This is a genomic window from Dellaglioa sp. CoH-56-MRSF-11 (assembly GCF_056782135.1).
Genome location: NZ_JBXAYE010000008.1, coordinates 1 through 19898 on the forward strand (window position 1 = coordinate 1; position 19898 = coordinate 19898).

Annotated in this window: 18 protein-coding genes and 4 tRNA genes; 17 read left to right on the forward strand and 5 right to left on the reverse strand. The window is 32.1% G+C overall.

What is annotated here, in order from left to right; translation table 11 throughout:
- Positions 1-85 precede the first annotated feature (85 nt).
- From AC1RPT_RS07340 to nrdG, 6 genes are all read left to right on the forward strand, one after another.
- Positions 86-159, forward strand: a tRNA-Trp gene (locus AC1RPT_RS07340).
- A 12-nt stretch (positions 160-171) separates the two neighbouring features.
- Positions 172-244 (forward strand) — tRNA-His (locus tag AC1RPT_RS07345).
- Positions 245-277: 33 nt separating this feature from the next.
- Positions 278-348 (forward strand) — tRNA-Cys (locus AC1RPT_RS07350).
- Between the two features lie 12 nt (positions 349-360).
- Positions 361-444, forward strand: a tRNA-Leu gene (locus AC1RPT_RS07355).
- Positions 445-866: 422 nt separating this feature from the next.
- Positions 867-3041 carry an anaerobic ribonucleoside-triphosphate reductase gene (gene nrdD, locus AC1RPT_RS07360; protein ID WP_481761980.1) on the forward strand — a complete coding sequence of 725 codons (2175 nt, stop codon included), beginning with the start codon at positions 867-869 and terminating at the stop codon, positions 3039-3041.
- A complete protein-coding gene (gene nrdG, locus AC1RPT_RS07365) occupies positions 3016-3606 on the forward strand; it encodes an anaerobic ribonucleoside-triphosphate reductase activating protein (RefSeq protein ID WP_481761979.1) in 591 nt (196 codons plus the stop codon). The genes nrdD and nrdG overlap by 26 nt, the downstream gene beginning before the upstream one ends.
- A 47-nt stretch (positions 3607-3653) precedes the next feature.
- Here the strand turns inward: nrdG and AC1RPT_RS07370 are convergent, their stop codons facing one another.
- The 3 genes from AC1RPT_RS07370 to AC1RPT_RS07380 are packed head-to-tail and all read right to left on the reverse strand — an operon-like array spanning position 3654 to position 5953.
- Complete coding sequence (locus AC1RPT_RS07370; protein ID WP_481761978.1) at positions 3654-4211, reverse strand: M15 family metallopeptidase; 558 nt, start codon at positions 4209-4211, stop codon at positions 3654-3656.
- An 11-nt stretch (positions 4212-4222) separates the two neighbouring features.
- Positions 4223-5269, reverse strand: a complete 1047-nt coding sequence (locus AC1RPT_RS07375; protein WP_481761977.1) for a sensor histidine kinase — start codon at positions 5267-5269, stop codon at positions 4223-4225.
- Between the two features lie 9 nt (positions 5270-5278).
- Entirely contained in the window at positions 5279-5953 is a 675-nt protein-coding gene (locus tag AC1RPT_RS07380; protein WP_481761976.1) for a response regulator transcription factor, read from the reverse strand.
- A 140-nt stretch (positions 5954-6093) separates the two neighbouring features.
- On the opposite strand from AC1RPT_RS07380, the gene AC1RPT_RS07385 reads away from it, so the two are divergent.
- Positions 6094-6849 (forward strand): ABC transporter ATP-binding protein, encoded by a 756-nt coding sequence (locus tag AC1RPT_RS07385; protein ID WP_481761983.1) that lies wholly within the window; start codon positions 6094-6096, stop codon positions 6847-6849.
- Positions 6846-8882, forward strand: coding sequence for an ABC transporter permease (locus tag AC1RPT_RS07390; protein ID WP_481761975.1), 2037 nt, complete (start codon positions 6846-6848; stop codon positions 8880-8882). Before AC1RPT_RS07385 ends, AC1RPT_RS07390 begins: the two co-directional genes overlap by 4 nt.
- 180 nt (positions 8883-9062) lie before the next feature.
- On the opposite strand, the gene AC1RPT_RS07395 is transcribed toward AC1RPT_RS07390, so the two are convergent.
- On the reverse strand, positions 9063-9572 hold the full coding sequence (locus AC1RPT_RS07395) for an antibiotic biosynthesis monooxygenase (protein WP_481761974.1): 510 nt from the start codon (positions 9570-9572) through the stop codon (positions 9063-9065).
- A 91-nt stretch (positions 9573-9663) separates the two neighbouring features.
- On the opposite strand from AC1RPT_RS07395, the gene AC1RPT_RS07400 reads away from it, so the two are divergent.
- The 5 genes from AC1RPT_RS07400 to pepF all read left to right on the forward strand — a co-directional run bounded on the left by AC1RPT_RS07400 (position 9664) and on the right by pepF (position 15125).
- On the forward strand, positions 9664-10401 hold the full coding sequence (locus AC1RPT_RS07400) for an MBL fold metallo-hydrolase (protein ID WP_481761973.1): 738 nt from the start codon (positions 9664-9666) through the stop codon (positions 10399-10401).
- Positions 10402-10806: 405 nt separating this feature from the next.
- The gene (spxA, locus tag AC1RPT_RS07405; protein WP_481761972.1) at positions 10807-11205 is read left to right on the forward strand and encodes a transcriptional regulator SpxA; all 399 of its coding nucleotides are present in this window, start codon (positions 10807-10809) and stop codon (positions 11203-11205) included.
- Positions 11206-11372: 167 nt separating this feature from the next.
- Positions 11373-12047, forward strand: a complete 675-nt coding sequence (locus tag AC1RPT_RS07410; RefSeq protein WP_481761971.1) for an adaptor protein MecA — start codon at positions 11373-11375, stop codon at positions 12045-12047.
- A gap of 66 nt (positions 12048-12113) precedes the next feature.
- On the forward strand, positions 12114-13256 hold the full coding sequence (locus AC1RPT_RS07415) for a competence protein CoiA (RefSeq protein ID WP_481761970.1): 1143 nt from the start codon (positions 12114-12116) through the stop codon (positions 13254-13256).
- A 48-nt stretch (positions 13257-13304) separates the two neighbouring features.
- Positions 13305-15125: an oligoendopeptidase F gene (pepF, locus tag AC1RPT_RS07420; protein ID WP_481761969.1), complete on the forward strand. Its 1821-nt coding sequence runs from the start codon at positions 13305-13307 to the stop codon at positions 15123-15125.
- Between the two features lie 44 nt (positions 15126-15169).
- On the opposite strand, the gene AC1RPT_RS07425 is transcribed toward pepF, so the two are convergent.
- Positions 15170-15787, reverse strand: coding sequence for a DsbA family protein (locus AC1RPT_RS07425; protein WP_481761968.1), 618 nt, complete (start codon positions 15785-15787; stop codon positions 15170-15172).
- A gap of 252 nt (positions 15788-16039) precedes the next feature.
- Here AC1RPT_RS07425 and yjbM point away from each other — a divergent pair, with 252 nt between their 5' ends.
- From yjbM to mgtE, 4 genes are read left to right on the forward strand one after another with little or no spacing between them, the layout of a single operon-like run.
- The gene (yjbM, locus tag AC1RPT_RS07430) at positions 16040-16669 is read left to right on the forward strand and encodes a GTP diphosphokinase (protein WP_481761967.1); all 630 of its coding nucleotides are present in this window, start codon (positions 16040-16042) and stop codon (positions 16667-16669) included.
- Between the two features lie 39 nt (positions 16670-16708).
- On the forward strand, positions 16709-17512 hold the full coding sequence (locus AC1RPT_RS07435) for an NAD kinase (protein ID WP_481761966.1): 804 nt from the start codon (positions 16709-16711) through the stop codon (positions 17510-17512).
- The gene (locus AC1RPT_RS07440; RefSeq protein WP_481761982.1) at positions 17502-18395 is read left to right on the forward strand and encodes an RluA family pseudouridine synthase; all 894 of its coding nucleotides are present in this window, start codon (positions 17502-17504) and stop codon (positions 18393-18395) included. Before AC1RPT_RS07435 ends, AC1RPT_RS07440 begins: the two co-directional genes overlap by 11 nt.
- A gap of 17 nt (positions 18396-18412) precedes the next feature.
- Positions 18413-19780: a magnesium transporter gene (mgtE, locus tag AC1RPT_RS07445; protein ID WP_481761981.1), complete on the forward strand. Its 1368-nt coding sequence runs from the start codon at positions 18413-18415 to the stop codon at positions 19778-19780.
- Positions 19781-19898 lie beyond the last annotated feature (118 nt).

A 19898-nucleotide genomic window follows, 5' to 3' on the forward strand; every position in this document is an offset into this window, starting at 1 on the left:
GAGTAGCGAAGAGGCTAAACGCGGCGGACTGTAAATCCGCTCCTTCGGGTTCGGTGGTTCGAATCCACTCTCTTCCATTTTTTATAGGGGTATAGTTTAAAGGTAGAACTACGGTCTCCAAAACCGTCAGTGTGGGTTCAATTCCTACTACCCCTGCCATTTTTTGTTTTGGCGATATTGGCGAAGTGGTTAACGCACCGGATTGTGGCTCCGGCACGCGTGGGTTCGATTCCCACATGTCGCCTTTTATAAGGTTATATCAAGTAATAATTAATATGGCGGTATAGCCAAGTGGTAAGGCAGAGGTCTGCAAAACCTTCATCACCGGTTCAAATCCGGTTACCGCCTTACACGAGTTATGCCGGTGTGGCGGAATTGGCAGACGCGCTGGACTCAAAATCCAGTTCCAGCAATGGAGTATCGGTTCGACCCCGATCACCGGTATTATTAAGTATTATAGAGAGTATTAGAAAACATGAAAGCCCATTGATTGGGCTTTTTTTGTACGCTAAATTATGAAGAATAATACGAAATTATAGAAAGTTGAGCTTTTGTTGAACTTTTTTGGCTCTTCGTCAACTGTTGTTGGTGGATAATAGTATGAAAATTCTAATCACTTAATAATTAGAGTTTTTTTGGTATAAATTTTTAAGTGTATAAAATATTCTGGTATTGAAATCATATAATAATTTTTTAACTGATATATATACGTCTAACTTTTTAATTACATTTCAAACATCTTGATAGTAAATCATAGTGTACAACAATATATAGATAGTATATATTGTTGTACACTATATATTGTTGTTTTTAAGAGGATAATCAAGTAACATATATTTATTGCTGTAAGAAAAGGAAGGTCACTTATGAAAAAAGTAGAGGTAAAGTTAGATATGCAAGTGCCTGACATATTTGAAAAGCGTGATGGTCGAAAAGTTGATTTTGCATTACGTAAAGTTTTAAGTAGTACTTTGCGTCGATTAAATAGTAAAAAAAATCAAGAAAGCTATCAGGAATTACTATTACATAAATTAAGTAATTATCAAAAAATTAATGCCCAAACGATGTATGGCTTAGTTATAGCTACATATCGTGAATTAGGCTACCGTGATGCATTGGATAGCTTTCAGGAATATAGAATAAATGATGAAAAATTGTGGAAAGAGCAAACTGATCCAGCTGGTCGTTTGGATAAATTATTAAATAAAGATGATACAATTGTTCATGAAAATGCTAATAAGGATAGCAATGTATTCAATACACAACGTGATTTGACGGCTGGGACAGTGGGTAAAACTTTGGGATTAAAATTAATGCCTGAATCACTAGCTAAAGCACATTTACGTGGTTCAATTCATTATCATGATTTAGATTACACACCCTGGAGTCCTATGACTAACTGCTGTCTGATTGATTTTAAAGAGATGTTAACAAATGGATTTAAAATAGGAAATGCTGAAGTTGAAAGTCCTCATTCAATTCAGACCGCAACTGCGCAAATGGCACAAATTATTGCTAATGTAGCCTCAAGTCAGTATGGTGGTTGTTCTGCAGATAGGGTGGATGAGTTACTAGCGCCATTTGCTGAATTAAATTATAAGAAGCATTTAATAGATGCAAAAGTATGGATTGGGAATCCAATAAAACAGATAGAATTTGCTAAACTTAAAACAAGCAAAGATATTTATGATGCCATGCAAGGATTAGAGTATGAAATCAATACTTTATTCTCTTCGCAAGGACAGACGCCGTTTACTACGTTAGGTTTTGGGTTGGGTGAAAGTTGGATTGAACGAGAAATTCAAATCTCAATTTTAAAAATTAGAATAAAAGGATTAGGTCGTGAGCATCGTACGGCAATATTTCCTAAATTAGTATTTACAATAAAAAAGGATTTAAACTTTAAACATGGGGACCCTAACTACGATATTAAGGCCTTAGCTGTTGATTGTGCTACGAAGAGAATGTACCCTGACATATTAATGTATGACAAGATAAAAGAGCTTACGGGCAGTTTCAAGGTACCTATGGGCTGTCGTAGCTTTCTGCAAGGATGGAAAGATAAAAATGGTAATGAAGTCAATTCTGGGCGTATGAATTTAGGCGTTGTTACAGTTAATTTACCACGAATTGCTTTGGAATCCGAAGGTAATATTGATTTATTTTGGGATATCTTTAAAGAGAGGATGCAGGTTTGTAAAGAGGCATTAGTCTTTAAAGTTAACCGTGTCAAGGAAGCTATCCCAGAGAATGCACCCATTCTATATCAACATGGTGCTTTTGGCGAAAGGTTAAAAGCAGACGGAGATGTTGATGATTTATTCAAGAATCGTCGCGCTACGGTCTCATTAGGTTATATTGGACTATATGAAGTTGGAACTGTTTTTTTTGGACCTAATTGGGAAAAAAATGAAAAGGCGCATAATTTTACGATTGACATCGTTAAACGCCTCAAGGAGTATTGTACAGATTGGTCAGATGAATACGATTATCATTTTAGTGTTTATTCAACTCCTAGTGAATCCTTAACAGATCGTTTCTGTGTATTAGACACTGAAAAATTTGGTGAAATTAAAGATGTTACAGAAAAGGAATATTATACAAATAGTTTTCATTATGACGTTAGGAAAAATCCAACTCCGTTTGAAAAATTGTCGTTTGAAATGGAATATCCTAAATATGCATCAGGTGGATTTATTCATTACTGTGAATACCCAAATTTACGTCAAAATCCTAAGGCTTTAGAAGCAGTCTGGGATTGGGCTTATGATAAAATCGGCTATTTAGGAACTAATACCCCTATTGATCATTGTTATAAATGTGGTTTTGATGGTGAATTTAACCCAACTGAACGAGGATTTGAATGCCCTAAATGTCAAAATCATGATCCAAAAACATGTGATGTTGTTAAAAGGACATGTGGATACTTAGGTAATCCACAGCAACGTCCGATGGTTCATGGACGTCATAAAGAAATTGCTTCTCGTGTTAAAAATATGACTTTAGGAATGGTTGATGATGGAACGACAAAAGAGAGTTAAAGCACCACGAAATCCGAAACCTAAAGAATGGATTGCCAGTGAGTTAAGCCAACAGTATATTGCATCTTATAAACCATTTAATTTTGTTGATGGTGAAGGGGTTCGTTGTAGTTTATACGTTAGTGGCTGTTTATTTGCTTGTCCGGGTTGTTATAATAAGGCAGCGCAAAATTTTAGATATGGGACACCATATACAAAAGAGCTTGAAGATCAAATAATAACTGATTTAAGCGAAGACTATTGCCAAGGATTAACTTTATTAGGCGGAGAGCCTTTTGTTAACACGCAGGTTTGTTTAAGCTTAGTGAATCGTATTCATGATACTTATGGATGGACGAAAGATATCTGGTCTTGGACTGGTTATACATGGGATGAATTAATGCTTGAATCTGATGATAAACTTGAATTACTTTCAAAGATTGATATTTTAGTCGACGGTCGATTCGAATTACCAAAAAAAGATTTAACTTTGCAATTTAGAGGTAGCTCAAATCAAAGAATTATTGATGTTCAAAAATCATTAATTGCGGGTGAAGTTATTCTCTGGGATAAATTGTTAAGATAAAAAACTTGTCACAATACCTTGTATGTAAGGTGTTGTGACAAGTTTTTTTAATAATCATTTGGATTCGCGATAAGTGGTGAATAGTCATTCATATCAGAATCTCTATAGTCCCACCATTCTTCAGAATATCCGATAAAACCAGCAGTTATCATAGCGTTATTTAGTATATCGTAATTTATTTGTTGTTGAGGTGTTCGTTTATAATTTCTTCCAGCTCGTTCTGAAAAGTCGTCAAATTCACTTTGCATGTTAAGCTCGTGGCCATCCATATCACAGATAGTTAAATCAAATGTCACGCCTTTTTGATGACTGAAATTAGGATTTGGCTTCGCTACAAAATTAGGATCGGGATAAACGTCAAATAATTTTTTTTGAGCAGAGACTGGTCTGTAGGCGTCCCAAATTTTTAAACGATAGCCTTGAGTTTTGAGTAATTGACTTGCGATACCAAGTTTCTTAGCTGTTCCTGTTCTAGCGATTGCTGTAGAAAAGTCATAAATAATTTGGTTAGTAAAGTTGTCTTTTGTAGCATAGCGTAAATCTACAATAATATTAGGATCAATATCTTTAATATTTGTAAAACCGAGTTCAATTTCTGATAACATGATAGACCCTCCTAGCGAAGAATTTCGCCCATTTCATCATTATAATAAGAAAGTTTAGGAAATATAATTTTAACTGTAGTACCTTCATTTTTTGGAGATTCAATTTCTAATTGGTGACCTAATTTTTGACTTAGTTGATTTGCTAAATAAAGGCCTAATCCGGTTGCATTTTGGTTGAATTGACGCCCGTTATTCCCGGTAAATCCTTTGTCAAAAACGCGAGCTAAATCTGCGTTCGGGATACCAATGCCATTATCTTTAATGGCTAATATCGTTTCTTTTTCAGTATCTTTAAGAGAAATAACGATTTCACCATTATTTGGTGTGTATTTTAATGAATTGGTAATCACTTGATTTAAGATAAAACGTAGCCATTTTGAATCAGTTAGAACGGAAATATCTGTACTGTTAAAAACGAAACGAATATGTTTTGAAAAAAATAAGTTCATATTATCCCGAATGACAAGATTAACTACTTTTTTTAGTGAATCATCTTGAATTAAATAATCATTTGAAAAGCTATCTAAACGAGAATAATAAATCACTTGTTCAACAAAATTTTCAATGTTTTTTAATTCAATTTCAGTTTGCATGACTTGTTTTTCAGATAGCTTGCCATCAGATGTTTCAATTAGTAACTGAATAGCAGCTAAGGGAACTTTAATATCATGAATCCAAGCATTTAAAAAATCCTCTTGTTCTTGTTGTTTAGACAAGATATTATTTATTTGTATTTGATGATTGTTTAATAGGGCATTAACATAACCCTGATATAAACGTTGTTCATTGGAATGTGCACCATTAATAGGAATCAATAAATCTGCTGTTGCTGGATCAATTGGTAATTTAAATTTTTGGTACCATTGATGATTAATCCAGTAACGTGTTACAACAAAAATACTTGATATAATAACTACCAGAATATCTATATATAATAATGTAGATAAAACAATGTTATGGAATGGATCAAACCACAATACAAGATTAATTAAGAGAATAACTAGAAGGAAAAAGATGATTGTTGTAATTCTATCTGAAATGTACTTAAAAAATGTCATTAGTGTCTCCTAAGGGATAAGATAACCTTGTCCTACCTTTGTCTCGATAAAATTGGGTAATCCAGCTTGTGCTATTTTTTTACGAACGCGATTAATATTAACGGTTAACGTATTGTCATCAACAAAATGTTCGTCTTCCCAGAGTTCTCGAAGTAATTTTTCACGGCTAACAATTTTCCCTGTCTGACGCATTAAATATTGCAGTAACTGGTACTCATTTTTTGATAAATCAATAATTTTATCGTTAAATTTTGCAGTTCCATTTTGTAAATTCAAAAAAAGGCCATTATGCTCGAGTGTTTCTGGTCCCATTTCTGCGTAATTGTAAGTGCGTCGTAATAATGCAGAAATTTTTGCAACTAAAACTTCCATTGAGTAAGGTTTATTTACGAAGTCATCGCCACCCATATTCATTGCCATAACCATATCCATATTGGTATTTCGGCTTGAGATAAATATAATTGGTACATTTGATATTTCACGGATTTTTTTACACCAGTAAAAGCCATCAAAATCGGGTAAATTAATGTCTAATAAAACTAAATGTGGTTTTTTTTCAATGAATTCAAGATCAATTTCACTAAAATTATTAATTAAAATAGGGTTGAATCGCCATTTTGCTAGACTATCTGCAGTAATGTTGGCAATTGTTTTATCATCTTCAACAATCATTATACTAAACATATTATCACCTCTTTAAAGTAAGAACTATTTACCCTACAATACCGGTTTTTAGCATTAAATTCAAATAGATAAAAAGCGTAAATAAATATTGGCGTAATTATCCTATATATAGGATAATACTTGGTAATAGGAGAAATGAAATTATGACATTTATTGAAGTAGATCACGTTAAAAAAATTTATGGAATGAAGTTTAATAGATCGACTGCAATTGATAATATTTCGTTTGTAATTGATTCAGGAGAATTTGTTGGTATTATGGGACCATCTGGTGCAGGAAAAACGACGTTATTAAATATGATGTCGACTATTGATAAGCCAACTTTTGGACATGTTAGAATAGATAACCAGGATATAACACAATATAATGAAAAAAAATTGTCTGAGTTTAGAAGACAACAGTTAGGGTTTATTTTTCAAGATTTTAATTTACTTAATTCGTTGACTATCAAGGAAAATATAATTTTGCCCTTAGCATTGGATAAAGTAAATGTAGAAATAATTGAGGCAAAACTTGCTAATATTGCTAATATTTTAAATTTAAATAATATTTTAAAACATTTTCCAAATGAAATTTCAATTGGTCAACAGCAGAGGGTTGCAGTTGCACGAGCTATTATAACGGCACCCAAAATGTTATTCGCAGATGAACCGACAGGAAGTCTAGATTCAAAAGCAGCTACGGAACTATTGAAGTATTTAACAGACGTGAATGAAAAGCAAAAGATGACGCTCATGATGGTAACTCATGATGCATTTACAGCTAGTTATTGTAAAAGAATTATTTTTATTAAAGATGGGAATATCTTTGCCGAAATTAGGCGAGATGGCTCTAGAAAAGAATTTTTCCAAAAAATAATTGATATGCAAGCAGCTATTGGTGGGGGAAAGCAATGAAACCACTAGTGAATATTGTTTTTAAAAGTATTTGGCGCAGTTTATGGGATTATTTAATTTACATTATTGCTAGTGCGATAGCAGTTACAGTTTATTTTTCATTTTTGTCAATGTCAATTAACAAAGAGTTAACACAAAATGCGCGCGTAGAGTTACCAATTTCTGTTACTTTACGTATTAGTAGTTTTTTAATTTTGATTTTTATTGCTTGTTTCATGATGTACACTAATCTTTTTGTGGCGAAACGGCGAGAAAAAGAAATTGCTGTTTACCATCTTCTTGGAGTGAAAAAAAAAGAAATTGCGACAATGCTATTTATTGAAAATTTAATTCTAGGTAATATAGCATTACTGATTGGTTTAGTGGTTGGTGCGATCTTTTCTAAATTATTTGCTATGATTTTGTTGAGGGCTATGTTTATTGTGGCAGATACCAATATTATTATATCTTGGCATAGTTTAATTAGTACAATAGTTATCTTTAACGTTATCTTTTTAATGATGTCAACTGTTAATGCAAGTGTTATTTATCGTAAACAATTAGTTTCATTGTTTAAAAATAGTGATAATGCCAGTGTCGAAAAATTTGGACCATTTAAACGATTTATGGCTATCATTAGTATCTTTTTTATTATTGTACCTTTATTTATGGCAGTAAATTTTGAAAATTTGGGACCTATTTTTAATGTTTGGTTACGTAAAAATGATTATTTTTTAGCAGTATTGATTATTGCAATTATGATTATCTTAGGGACTCTTTTGATTTTTAATTATTTGGTGCCGATAATGATAAGTATGATACAAAAATGGCGACATTTTATGTATCGGGGTGGTAGGCTACTTGCTTTTTCTAATTTAAAAGTCAGTTTAAGACAAAATAAGGTCATCTTAAGTTTAATGACTTTATTAATAATGTTCTCTTTATCTGTATTTATTGGAGTGGCTACGTTGTATTCATATTCCCAAAAAACAATTGATCAAGTGGCACCAGCTCATTTTATTACGGACGATTATCATTTAAAAACTGTAAAAAAAGTATTAAAACAAAACAATTTAATAGTGAAACAGCAAGTAAGTGGACATCTTAAAATTGTACCGATGAAAACAAGTGTTCAATTAAAAGCAAATAATCAAAGTGAAGCTAAAATTGTGCCAATTACAATAATGTCAGAAACAGATTATAATCATGCGCGTAAAATTCAAGATGATTTAGAACCGATTAAGATTAAATCGAATGAGACAGTTATGATTTTACACAAGTTAGCAAGATATCAAATTAATGATGATAACCAGCTCATTCAATTTAAGCAAAAATCAATGAACAAATTAAAGATAAAAACATACTTAAGTACGTTTCCGTATGGTGAAATACATTACATTCAAAATTTGTTAATTGTTAAAGATAGTGTCTACAAACGTGTTGATAGCAACACAAAATATGGACTTACAGCTATTAATATTAAAAATTATCAGGAATTTGCACAATCTAAAAATGATTTCGGACATAAATTAGATAATCAATCTAAAGAACAGACCTATTTGCAGCAGACAGGGACAACATTATCGAATGTCCGTTATAAATTTTCTAATCAAATTAAGTCAAACTACCATTATCGAAATTTGGGTGTGAGAAATCAAGTTGAAAAAAATGTTAACGAATTAGATGGGTTTTATATTTATATAGCATGTTTTATTAGTATTATTTTAGTATTAGCAACTTGTAGTATTTTAATGTTACAACAAATGATAGATCTTAGACAAAATCAAAAAACTTATTCACTAATGCAAAGTCTAGGTGTGACCAAAAAAGAGATTAAGCGAATTATTTATCAGCAAACAGCCAGTTTATTTTTAATTCCGGTTATTTTAGGATCGATAGAAGCAATATTTACTTTTAATATTTATGTCGCATTATTTGATCAACCTAACCTAAATGTTCTCATTTTCTTCTGGGGGACCTTCTATGTGATGTATTTAGGCTTATTTTTAATTACCGTGAGAGTGTTGAATCGGATAATAAATAACAGAGTTTAAGAACGGTTAAATGATTAATAGCCTAAAAGTTAGAAAACTTTTTAGGCTATTTTTTGGTTGGAAATTAAACATTTTTGGGGAATAACTATTGTAAAAAAATAGCTAATTAATGACTTGTTTGAGTCATTAATTAGCTATTAATATCGTTTGTGGAATACGGATTGTTTTTAACTAATTGGATTAATCTTTTATATTAATTAATTCATTAACAGAATACACTGCGTCTATGGGAGTAATTTGAAACTCACTTTCATAGTACTTTAACTGTTTATAATTTGACGTTTTACGCCAATTAATAAAATCAGATTGTTGCTTCCAAATTGTTAAAAAAACATAATTATAACCTTTAGATAAAGACTGTAATGTGTAAAAAGAAATGATACCAGTTGGTTTTGTTTGTTCATTAATAAAAGTTTGTACTTGAGCTAAGTAAACTTTACTTTCTTCATCGCTCAAAGTAATATATTTAAAATGATAAAAACCTTGCCATGAATCCATTCCTACATGATATCGAACACGGAAGTCTAATCCAGAGTAGAAAATAGAATTATCATCTGATGTGTCTAATAAGTAAGAATTATTGTACTTATTAATTGGATTAAGTAGAATAAATGATCGGGATGGATTATTTCGAATTATAGACTTTAAAAAATATTCAGCGCCTAATGCTGTGTTTATATGATTTAACAAAGATACATCTCCCATTTACTTTAATTCATTATTAAGTATAGCCCAAAAAAAGGTATAATAGAGTCAAAAGTAACAGGAAGGACAATTAAAAATGAAGTTGACAATTTTAGGATTCTATGGGGGTTATCCTGCCCATACAGTTGGAACTAGTTCATATTTAATTCAGAGTAATGGTTTTAATTTATTGTTGGACTGTGGAAGTGGAGCAATGCTTAGTCTAGAACCTAAACTAGATTCCTTGAAGTTAGATGCAGTTGTTTTATCACATTATCATCAGGATCATATCGCAGATGTCGGCGTTTTACAGTATAGCTGGCAGATTAACGGTGAACAAGTGAAGCAACCACTTCCTATTTATGGGCCATCTATTGATCAAGAAGCATTAGCAAAATTAACTTGGGCAAATGCGACAATTGGAATAGGATATAAGAATAAAGAAGTTATAGACATTGGGCCTTTTACTTTTGAATTTTTAGAAACAATTCACCCAGTGCCTACATATGCTATGAGAATAACGGAACGGGCAACTGGGAAGGTCTTTGTTTTTACAGCTGATACGGCGTATGACGAAAAATTAAATGAAATTAGTCAAAATGCAGATATATTAATGACCGATACAAACTTTTTTGATGATAAAATTGGCAAAAAATGGCATATGACATCTACCGAGTCTGGAAAGTTTGCTCGTTTAAATAATGCTAAAAGATTAATTTTAACGCATTTACCAGCAAATGGTTCCCACGAATTATTAAAAGAACAAGCTGAATTATCAGCTGGCAATAATATCGATATAATACTCGCAAAAAAATATTTAGAACTAATTTTGTAATCGGATACATATTGTTAAATTTTTTTAACAATATGTATCTTTTTTTTGAAAAATAAAATAATGATAAGATTGTTGCAAATAAACGATTAAGTGCGTGTTACGTACTTTTAGTAAGTATATATCGAGTGTAAAGTATATTAAATAATTGAGATAGCAAATTATTTTTCATTCAATAAATAATAATAACTATAAAATATATGTAATATCATACTCGAAATATAAAAAACAATATCAAAAATGATGTCATTTAATCATTTAATAATGAACACAAATGAATTAAATGTATTATTAGTAAAAATATTAATTAGTAAATTTTTTTAATAAAATGGTAGTAATTTGTTTGATAATAAGTTACAATTGTTTTATAGGAATTGATAAATTTTTTATTAAAAGGAGAGAGCGCATATGGTAACTTTATATACTTCACCAAGTTGTACATCTTGTCGAAAAGCACGTGCATGGCTTAAGGAAAATAATATTCCATTCCAAGAACGTAATATTTTTTCTGAGCCTCTCAACATTGATGAAATTAAAACAATTTTGCAAATGACTGAAAATGGAACAGAAGAAGTTATTTCTAAACGCTCAAAAGTTTATCAGGAACTAGATATGGACTTAGACGATTTACCACTTCAAGAATTATTCTCATTAATTCAAGATAATCCTGGTTTATTACGTCGTCCTATTATTCTAGATGAAAAACGATTACAGGTTGGATATAACGAAGACGAAATTCGTCGCTTCTTACCAAGGGATGTACGTGCTTTAGAATTACAAAAGGCACAATTACTTGCTGGATTTTAATTAATTTAAAATTAAATAATATTGAAACATTAGTTTTTAATAAGGTAACATGGTAAAATTCAGGAAGACGCATTCCTGAATTTTTTTTATTTAGTTTAAACTACTTTACAAATAGTAAATTTTAGATAGAATTAAGGTCAAGTTATCAGAAAGATGGGTGATTAGTAATGAAAATGGAAAAAATAAATGAAAATACAATTCGTGTTTTAGTTGAAGATGAAGATTTATCTAAAAGAGGTATTACTGTTTTAGATTTATTAGGTAATAGAACTCAAATTGAAGATTTCTTTTATAGTATTTTACGCGAAGTAGACACGGAACATGAATTTGAAAATAATGAAGCAGTTACCTTCCAGGTATTACCTAATCGAGATGGCTTGGAGTTATTTATCAGTCGTGGAAAGCCAGACGAGACGCAAAATCCGAAAGAAATAAACATTTCTGATTTATCTGAGAATGATGATCTAGGAAGCTTTATAAAAGATAGATTAGCTGAGCTTGAAGACAGTGACAATGACTCACAAGATACTGTTGGATCGGGTTATAAAAAATCTGCTCAAACAAGAATGTTTGAATTTGGGGACTTCGAAGATTTTATTCAATTAGCTAAAATTTTTAGACCAACAAATACACAAAGCAATTTATTTAAAGTCCAAAATAAATATTTTTTAGAACTAATTTTTGATAAAGATAATACAACAAAAGAAACAATCGAAAATGATATAGCTGTCGCATTAGAGTATGCACAGGTTGTCTCATCGACAGGACCATTTATGGAAGAACGTGGTAAAAAGATTATGTCATCTGACGCACTCTCTGAGGCAAGAAGATACTTTAAATAAACAAACTAATCGAAAAAGGTTAGTTTGTTTTTTTGCGTATTTAAATTGTAACAAGGGGTAATTTGAATGATATTTGCAAAACAAGAACACGTAGATGAGTTGGTATGCGCAATAAATTTTAAGCAAAACAATAAATATTTTTGTCCTGGTTGCGGAGAGCGTGTTGTCTTTAAAGAAGGCCCGCAAAAACAAGCTCATTTTGCTCATTTTAAAAAGTCATGTCATTTTTTTTCAGAAGGTGAAACGAAAATACATGTCACAGGGAAAAATTTAATTAAAATGTGGGCAGAAAAAAGACATAAAAGAGCAGATATTGAGCAATATTTGCCTAAACTAAAGCAACGACCGGATGTTTTAATAAATTTAAAAAATAGCCAGTTAGTCGTAGAGTACCAATGCAGTCCGTTGACGCTAAAAGATTTTAACAAAAGGACTGACGGTTATAAACAAAATGGGTATCGTATTTTTTGGATTCTAGGGATGAAACATCGTTTAAATAAAAAATTAACACAACAACAAGCAATGTTTATAAATTTCCATAAAAATATTGGTTATTTCTTAGTATTTATCGATACTGAGCGACAGTGTTTAATTTTAAATTATGAATTATGGTTTGAAAATTTATATGGTATTCGTTACTGCACAAAAGTATTTAATGATGTAACAGACTTAATGGTATTTATCAAAAATAATTGTAGGAATAAAACTTTGAATTTGTCACCAGCAGACTTGTTCCGTCAATTGACTAAGTTAGAGAAAAATTGTTATTATTTGAATCATTATTTAAAGCAACAGATTGATTTTTGCTACATGCAGCGATATTATTTTATGGGATTTCCGATATATTGCTTGAGTCAGACGCGTCTTCCGCCAATCTATCGACATGATGACTTTTTTTGGAGAATTCGAGTTATTTTAGATTTGCAAAAATATACCACTGATGTTATTTCGAAAAAAGAGCTTGAGTTATTATTTAACCTGCAACAAAAAATCACAAAAACTCTTTTTGAAATGCCACTTGTTGGTCATCTAGCAATTAAACAAGTTAATAATGCATATATTAAGGGTTTAATTAAAAATCATATTTTAATACCAATTAAAGAATCCGAAAATTATCGAATTGACAATCAGATTGTATGGTCCAGTGATATATCGCTAAAAATGGAAAATTTACAGTTGAGGCATACATTTATTTCAAATTTTGATTAAAAATATGTTATCTTATAGGAGTAAATAAACGATATTCGGAGGCTTTTTATGACAGTAGCTAAGCAATTACCAAAGCGTGAAGAGGTACCAGAAAATTTAACGTGGGATGTAGAAAAAATATATGGTTCAGATTCATTATTTGAAGAGGATTACAAAAAAATTGAAGAATCTGTAGTAACTATCGCTAACTTTAAAGGTACATTGAGTCAAGATAGTACAACAATGTTACGTGGATTAGAAGCTATTTTGGCGCTTGAACGGATGCTCGAAAAAGTATACGTGTATGCGAATTTAAAAAATGATCAAGATACAGAAAATTCAACATATCAAGCTTTAAATTCAAGGGCTGGCGCCTTGGCAGCTAAGGTATCGGCTGCTATTTCTTGGTTTGAACCTGAAATTATTGCGATACCAGAGGATACTTTAAAGCAATTTATGTCTGATAATCCTGATTTAAAAGGCTATCGTCATTTTTTTGATAGTTTATTATTGGAGAAGGATCATGTCCTTTCGCATGCTGAAGAAACGCTCTTAGCTGGAGCAGGGGATATATTTAGCGCCTCTTCTAAAACGTTTGAAATACTGAACAATGCTGATTTGAAATTTCCAGTTGTTCAAGACGAACAAGGTAATGATGTTCAATTATCACAAGGTATTTATGGGGTCCTTCTAGAATCAACTTCTAGAAGTGTTAGAGAACAGGCCTTTAAAAAATTATATGAAGTCTATGGTCAATTTCAAAACACACTAGCTTCAACACTTTCAAGCCATGTTAAAGTTCATAACTATAGTGCACAAGTTCGACATTATAAAAGTGCCAGAGATGCGTCATTATCAAATAATCAGATACCTGAAGTTGTCTACAATACACTAATTGAGCAGGTTAATAAGAATTTACCGTTGTTACACCGTTATGTTGCATTACGTAAGAAAATTTTAAAAGTTGAAAAATTACATTCATACGATTTATATACACCAATAACAGGCGAACCCGCACTAAGTTACACGTATGATGAAGCGAAAAGTGAGGCATTAAAAGCCTTAGATAAAATGGGACCTGATTATCTAAGTCATGTTCAAGAGGCATTTGATAACCGTTGGATTGATGTTGTTGAAAATCAAGGTAAAAGAAGTGGTGCCTATTCATCAGGTATGTATGATACAGCACCATATATGTTATTAAACTGGCAAAATAATGTAAATAATCTTTATACATTGGTACATGAAATGGGACATAGTATTCATAGTTACTATACGCATCATAATCAGCCTTATTTGTATGGTGATTATCCAATTTTTTTAGCAGAAATTGCGTCAACAACTAATGAAAATACGTTAACACATTATTTATTAAAGACTCAAACAGATCCTAAGGTTAGGGCATTTTTACTTAATTATTATTTAGACGGGTTTAAAGGAACTATCTTCCGTCAAACACAATTTGCAGAATTTGAACATTGGATTCATGAGGAAGACGCGGTTGGAAACCCACTAACGGCTGATAAACTGTCTAAATACTATGCTGATTTAAATCAAAAATATTATGGAGAGAGTTTAGAACGTGATCCAGAAATTGCAATGGAATGGTCAAGAATTCCGCATTTTTATTATAATTATTATGTCTATCAATATGCAACAGGGTTTGCTGCTGCAACCACTTTATCTGAGGGAATCACTAGTGGAAAACCTGATGCATTAGAAAACTATTTGAATTATTTGAAAGCTGGGAGTTCAGATTTTCCAGTTGATGTCATGAAAAAAGCAGGTGTAGATATGACTAAGTCAGCATATCTAGTTAACGCATTTGCTGTATTTGAAGCAAGATTGAATGAATTAGAGGCATTATTACCTCAAATCTTAGAGAAATAAAAAATACGTAACTTAGTTAAAAAACTAAGCTACGTATTTTTATTTTATAAAACGTATAGTTGGTTTTGAGGGTTAATTGCTTGATGTAAGTCATTTTGAATATTAAAATCACCAGCACAAACTTTCGAAATATCTACTAAATCAGCATCTGGGAAGGATACACCACAGTCTAGACCATCAATATTATTAATGACGATTGTGGGATGCATTGTAACGTTCATATCATTGGCAATTTTTTGATCATTTTTAAATGATTTTTTTGCTAACACTGAATGTCTATCTTCATTAAACATTTCCCAGTTTAAGTTAACTTCTTTAGCAACTCGTTGAATGAGCTCTTCTGAGTAACAAGTGCTATCTTGAACTAAAGCCGCTTGAATTGCCATTAAGAAATCACGTCCACGTTTTTTTCCTTGAAAAAGAGCTGCTTTATAATCTAAAGCGGCTTGGTAAATTGACCCAGATAACACATTTCGAAGCGCTAAGTTACGTGTATCAAGATTTTTTTCAATCATGACATTGTGCACTGTTTGGATGTTTAACATGGGTACAAATTGGAATGAGATTTTTTGGGGAGATAGACGAATAAAGTCTAAAACCTTTTGTTCAGATTTGAAGCATTTTGTACCTAATGGGTTGACAAATAAATAAATTTCTAGCAAGAGTACTCCTCCAATTATAGTGATTAGATTTAAAATCGTGTGGGGTTTGATTTCATTTCTGTTTTAATAACTATTACCACTTTACCAAATTTTTTTTTTTTTTCAATTATTAACACTTAATTAATAACAGATATTATTAAAATTACTTGTTTTTTGAAAGATTTGGTAACATTGTGAGGTTAATTCGGAACTGAATCACTAATTTATGCTAAAATGAGATGAGTAAATTGAATAATAGAATAGAGTGATAAAATGGTAGAAGATTGGAAATATTTCTTTAGACCCTATGAACAGGCCGTTTCAGAAATGAAAATAAAAATGCGTGGTTTAAGAAAACAGTTCACGGGTATTGGTCAACATTCGCCAATTGAATTTGTGACAAGTCGGGTTAAATCAGTTGATAGTATTTTAGAGAAAATTGAACGACGTCAAATTTCTGAAGAACGTTTAGAAACTGACATGCAAGATATTGCGGGTATTCGCATTATGTGCCAATTTGTTGATGATATTTATCAGGTTGTTGACTTATTACGTTCTCGAAATGATATGACCGTTGTAGAAGAACGTGACTACATTACTAATAAAAAAGCGAGCGGTTATCGCTCATATCATATTGTACTTAAGTACCCGGTTCAAATGATAAATGGAGAAAAAAATGTACTTGTTGAAATTCAAATTCGCACGTTAGCTATGAATTTTTGGGCAACGATTGAGCACTCTTTAAATTATAAATATCAAGGAGAATTTCCTAGCCAATTAAATGCACGGCTCGAACGGGCAGCAGAGGCTGCGTTTAAATTAGACACTGAAATGTCCGAAATTAGAGAAGAGATTCAAGAAGCGCAGCATTTATTTTATGGTAAGGGTTTAAACAAAAAATAAACATTAGGTATCATGGGCGTCAGGAAAAGAGGGTTACGAATGAAAGTTGCTATTTTCGAAAATGATGGGGAAAAATCGCAAAAAGTTGGTAAAGAACTGTATCAAAAACTAACGGATGCACATATCGTAATTGATAATAGTCATCCTGAAATTGTGATTACGGTTGGTGGGGATGGAACTTTGCTTTCTGCTTTCAAACATTACCAAGATAACCTTGAAAACATTAGATTTGTTGGCGTACATACAGGGCATTTAGGTTTTTATACGGATTGGCGAGATGATGAAATTTCAGATTTAGTTACTAGTCTCCAATCAGATAATAAACAATCAATTAATTATCCATTATTAGATGTTAAAGTTGATTATTTTGATGCAGAATCAGAAAGATTTCTTGCATTAAATGAATCAACCTTAAAAAGGATTAACAATACAATGGTAACGGATGTTTATATTGGTGATCAGTTATTTGAAAAGTTTCGTGGAGATGGTTTGTGCATTTCTACGCCTACTGGATCTACTGCCTATAATAAATCGGTTGGTGGAGCGGTTATTCATCCCGAACTCGAGTCAATACAAATGGCAGAAATTGCGTCTATTAACAATCGTGTGTTTAGGACGCTAAGCTCACCAGTTATTGTGGCTTCAAATGATTGGATTACACTGAAACCAACACAAAGCAGTGACTTTGTTTTTAGTATAGACCAAGAAATCTATCATAATCGGCAAATTAAGGCAATTAAATATAAAATAGCGAAGGAACACATTTGTTTTGCCAAATATCGACATAATAATTTCTGGAAACGTGTAAATGAGGCGTTTATTGGTAGTGATTATGCAGATTGATTGGCAGTATACAGGGACGTCTCCTCAAAAAGTGAAGACTTTTCTGAAAAATGAAGGTGTATCTAGGCGATTACTTGCAACGCTTAAGTATTGTGGTGGTAAGCTATTAGTCAACGATAACGAGCAGTGGGCAATTGACTTCATTCAAACAAATGATAAAGTGAGTATTGTTCTACCAGCTGAGAAAAATAAAAATGAATTAAAAAAATCGTTTGTACCAATTGATATCGTTTTTGAAGATCGCGATTTTTTAATTATTAATAAACCAGCACATGTTGCCTCAATTCCTTCATATTTACATCCGGAGGATACCTTGATTAATCGTGTCGCAGGCTATTATCAAAATCGACATTTAAATGATTTTATTCCACATATTGCGACGCGACTTGATCGTGATACGAGTGGGTTAGTATTGTTTGCTAAACATCGATTTGCTCACGCTTTATTGGATCAACAGTTACAAAATCATCTAATTAAAAAGTACTATACAGCATTTGTCGAAGGACAGATTGAAACTCCGCATGGGACAATTGATGAGCCAATTATGCGTGATCCAGAATCATTCATTAAGAGGCAGGTTGGCCATGGGGAAGGTAGTCAAGTAGCTTTAACTGAGTATTGGTTAGAGAAATCTGTAAAAGGTATTAGTCAATATAAAATCCAATTACATACGGGGAGAACACATCAAATTCGTGTTCATTTTGCATCCACAGGGCATCCCTTAGTTGGTGATACATTGTATGGTGGGCATATAATTATGCCAATGCAACGCCAAGCGCTACACTGTAGTGAAATTGAGTTTTATCAACCATTTACACATGAACAGATAAATGTTCAGAGTCACCTTGCATCGGATATGCAAAAATTTATAAATAAAAAATAAACGAGGTATTCATCATGGTGGATACAGAAAAATATAACCAAATAAAAACTGAAGAAATTATTGATTCGCTTGAAAAGAATCAACAATATAATTTTCACAATGAATTTACAGATTTGCATGTTTATGAGCAAGCTGAGATTTTTTCAGTGCTTAATAAAGAGCAACGCCAAAAGGTGTATCAGTACCTGACGCCTAAGGAATTGAGTGACACATTTGATGCCGCTGAAGATGATCCGGAAGATGTTGTTAAATATTTTGATGAAATGTCTCTAAAGTATGTGGCTGAGTTATTAGATAATATGTACACTGATAATGAGGTTGACCTGTTGGGACAACTGGATCAGCATAAATTAGCGAGATATTTAGGTCTGATGGATAAAGATAAGGCCTATGAAATAAAAAGTCTGCTGCATTATGAAGATAAGACAGCTGGTGCTATTATGTCAACTGATTTTGCCTCAATAACCTCAGATCAAACAGTGAGTTCTGCAATGCGTACTTTAAGAGAAGAAGCAAGTGATGCGGAAACAATTTACTATGATTATGTTATTAATAATGATCAGCGTTTGATGGGGATTGTAACATTACGTAATTTATTAATGAGTAATGAGAAGGCGTTAATTGGAGATATCATGACGACACCAGTTATGTCTGTTAAAGCTGATGACGATCAAGCAGACGTTGCCAAGATGATTCGGGATTATAACTTTTTAGCAATGCCAGTTACAAATTATGATGAACAATTAATTGGTGTGATTACTGTTGATGATATTATTGATGTTATTGATGAAGAATCGGCTGAGGATTACTCTGGTTTGGCCGGTGTCGATACTGAAGATCAAACAGAAAATCCATTTAAAGCAGCATCAAAACGTTTGCCATGGTTGATAACGTTATTATTTTTAGGTATGTCAACGGCAAGTTTAGTTAGTCATTTTGAAGGGTTACTGAGTGAAGCAAGTATTTTAGCTGTCTTCATTTCATTGATTACAGGAACGGCCGGTAATGCCGGAACACAAAGTTTAGCTGTTGCTGTTCGACGCCTAGCTGTAAAAGATGACAATGAACAAAGTGTGCTTAGACTAATTATAAGTGAAGTTTTCACTGGATTAGTAATTGGGGTTGTAACGGGTATTTCCGTCACTTTAATTGTCGGACTCTGGAAGGGTAACTTTGTTCTCGGGATGGTGATAGGACTTGCAATGATGTGCGCTATTACGGTGGCAAATTTAGCGGGTAGTTTTATACCAATTTTAATGGATAAAATTGGTGTTGATCCAGCAGTTGCATCAGGGCCATTTATTTCGACATTGAGTGATTTAACTTCTGTGTTAATTTATTTTAGTATTGCACAAGTATTCTTAAAATTTTTTATTGCGACTTAAAGAAAAACTTAAAAAGGTTCCAACAACTTCAGATTGAGTGATGTAATAATCCCTTTATGGTTGTCAGATGAAATAATATAATTTCATCCGATAATCATGGAGGGATTTTTGTATGTCC

Coding starts and splice junctions, on each gene's coding strand:
- nrdD (WP_481761980.1), top strand. CDS start 867: ATGAAAAAAGTAGAGGTAAAGTTAGATATGCAAGTGCCTGACATATTT.
- nrdG (WP_481761979.1), top strand. CDS start 3,016: ATGATGGAACGACAAAAGAGAGTTAAAGCACCACGAAATCCGAAACCT.
- AC1RPT_RS07370 (WP_481761978.1), bottom strand. CDS start 4,211: ATGTTATCAGAAATTGAACTCGGTTTTACAAATATTAAAGATATTGAT.
- AC1RPT_RS07375 (WP_481761977.1), bottom strand. CDS start 5,269: ATGACATTTTTTAAGTACATTTCAGATAGAATTACAACAATCATCTTT.
- AC1RPT_RS07380 (WP_481761976.1), bottom strand. CDS start 5,953: ATGTTTAGTATAATGATTGTTGAAGATGATAAAACAATTGCCAACATT.
- AC1RPT_RS07390 (WP_481761975.1), top strand. CDS start 6,846: ATGAAACCACTAGTGAATATTGTTTTTAAAAGTATTTGGCGCAGTTTA.
- AC1RPT_RS07400 (WP_481761973.1), top strand. CDS start 9,664: ATGAAGTTGACAATTTTAGGATTCTATGGGGGTTATCCTGCCCATACA.
- spxA (WP_481761972.1), top strand. CDS start 10,807: ATGGTAACTTTATATACTTCACCAAGTTGTACATCTTGTCGAAAAGCA.
- AC1RPT_RS07410 (WP_481761971.1), top strand. CDS start 11,373: ATGAAAATGGAAAAAATAAATGAAAATACAATTCGTGTTTTAGTTGAA.
- AC1RPT_RS07415 (WP_481761970.1), top strand. CDS start 12,114: ATGATATTTGCAAAACAAGAACACGTAGATGAGTTGGTATGCGCAATA.
- pepF (WP_481761969.1), top strand. CDS start 13,305: ATGACAGTAGCTAAGCAATTACCAAAGCGTGAAGAGGTACCAGAAAAT.
- yjbM (WP_481761967.1), top strand. CDS start 16,040: ATGGTAGAAGATTGGAAATATTTCTTTAGACCCTATGAACAGGCCGTT.
- AC1RPT_RS07435 (WP_481761966.1), top strand. CDS start 16,709: ATGAAAGTTGCTATTTTCGAAAATGATGGGGAAAAATCGCAAAAAGTT.
- AC1RPT_RS07440 (WP_481761982.1), top strand. CDS start 17,502: ATGCAGATTGATTGGCAGTATACAGGGACGTCTCCTCAAAAAGTGAAG.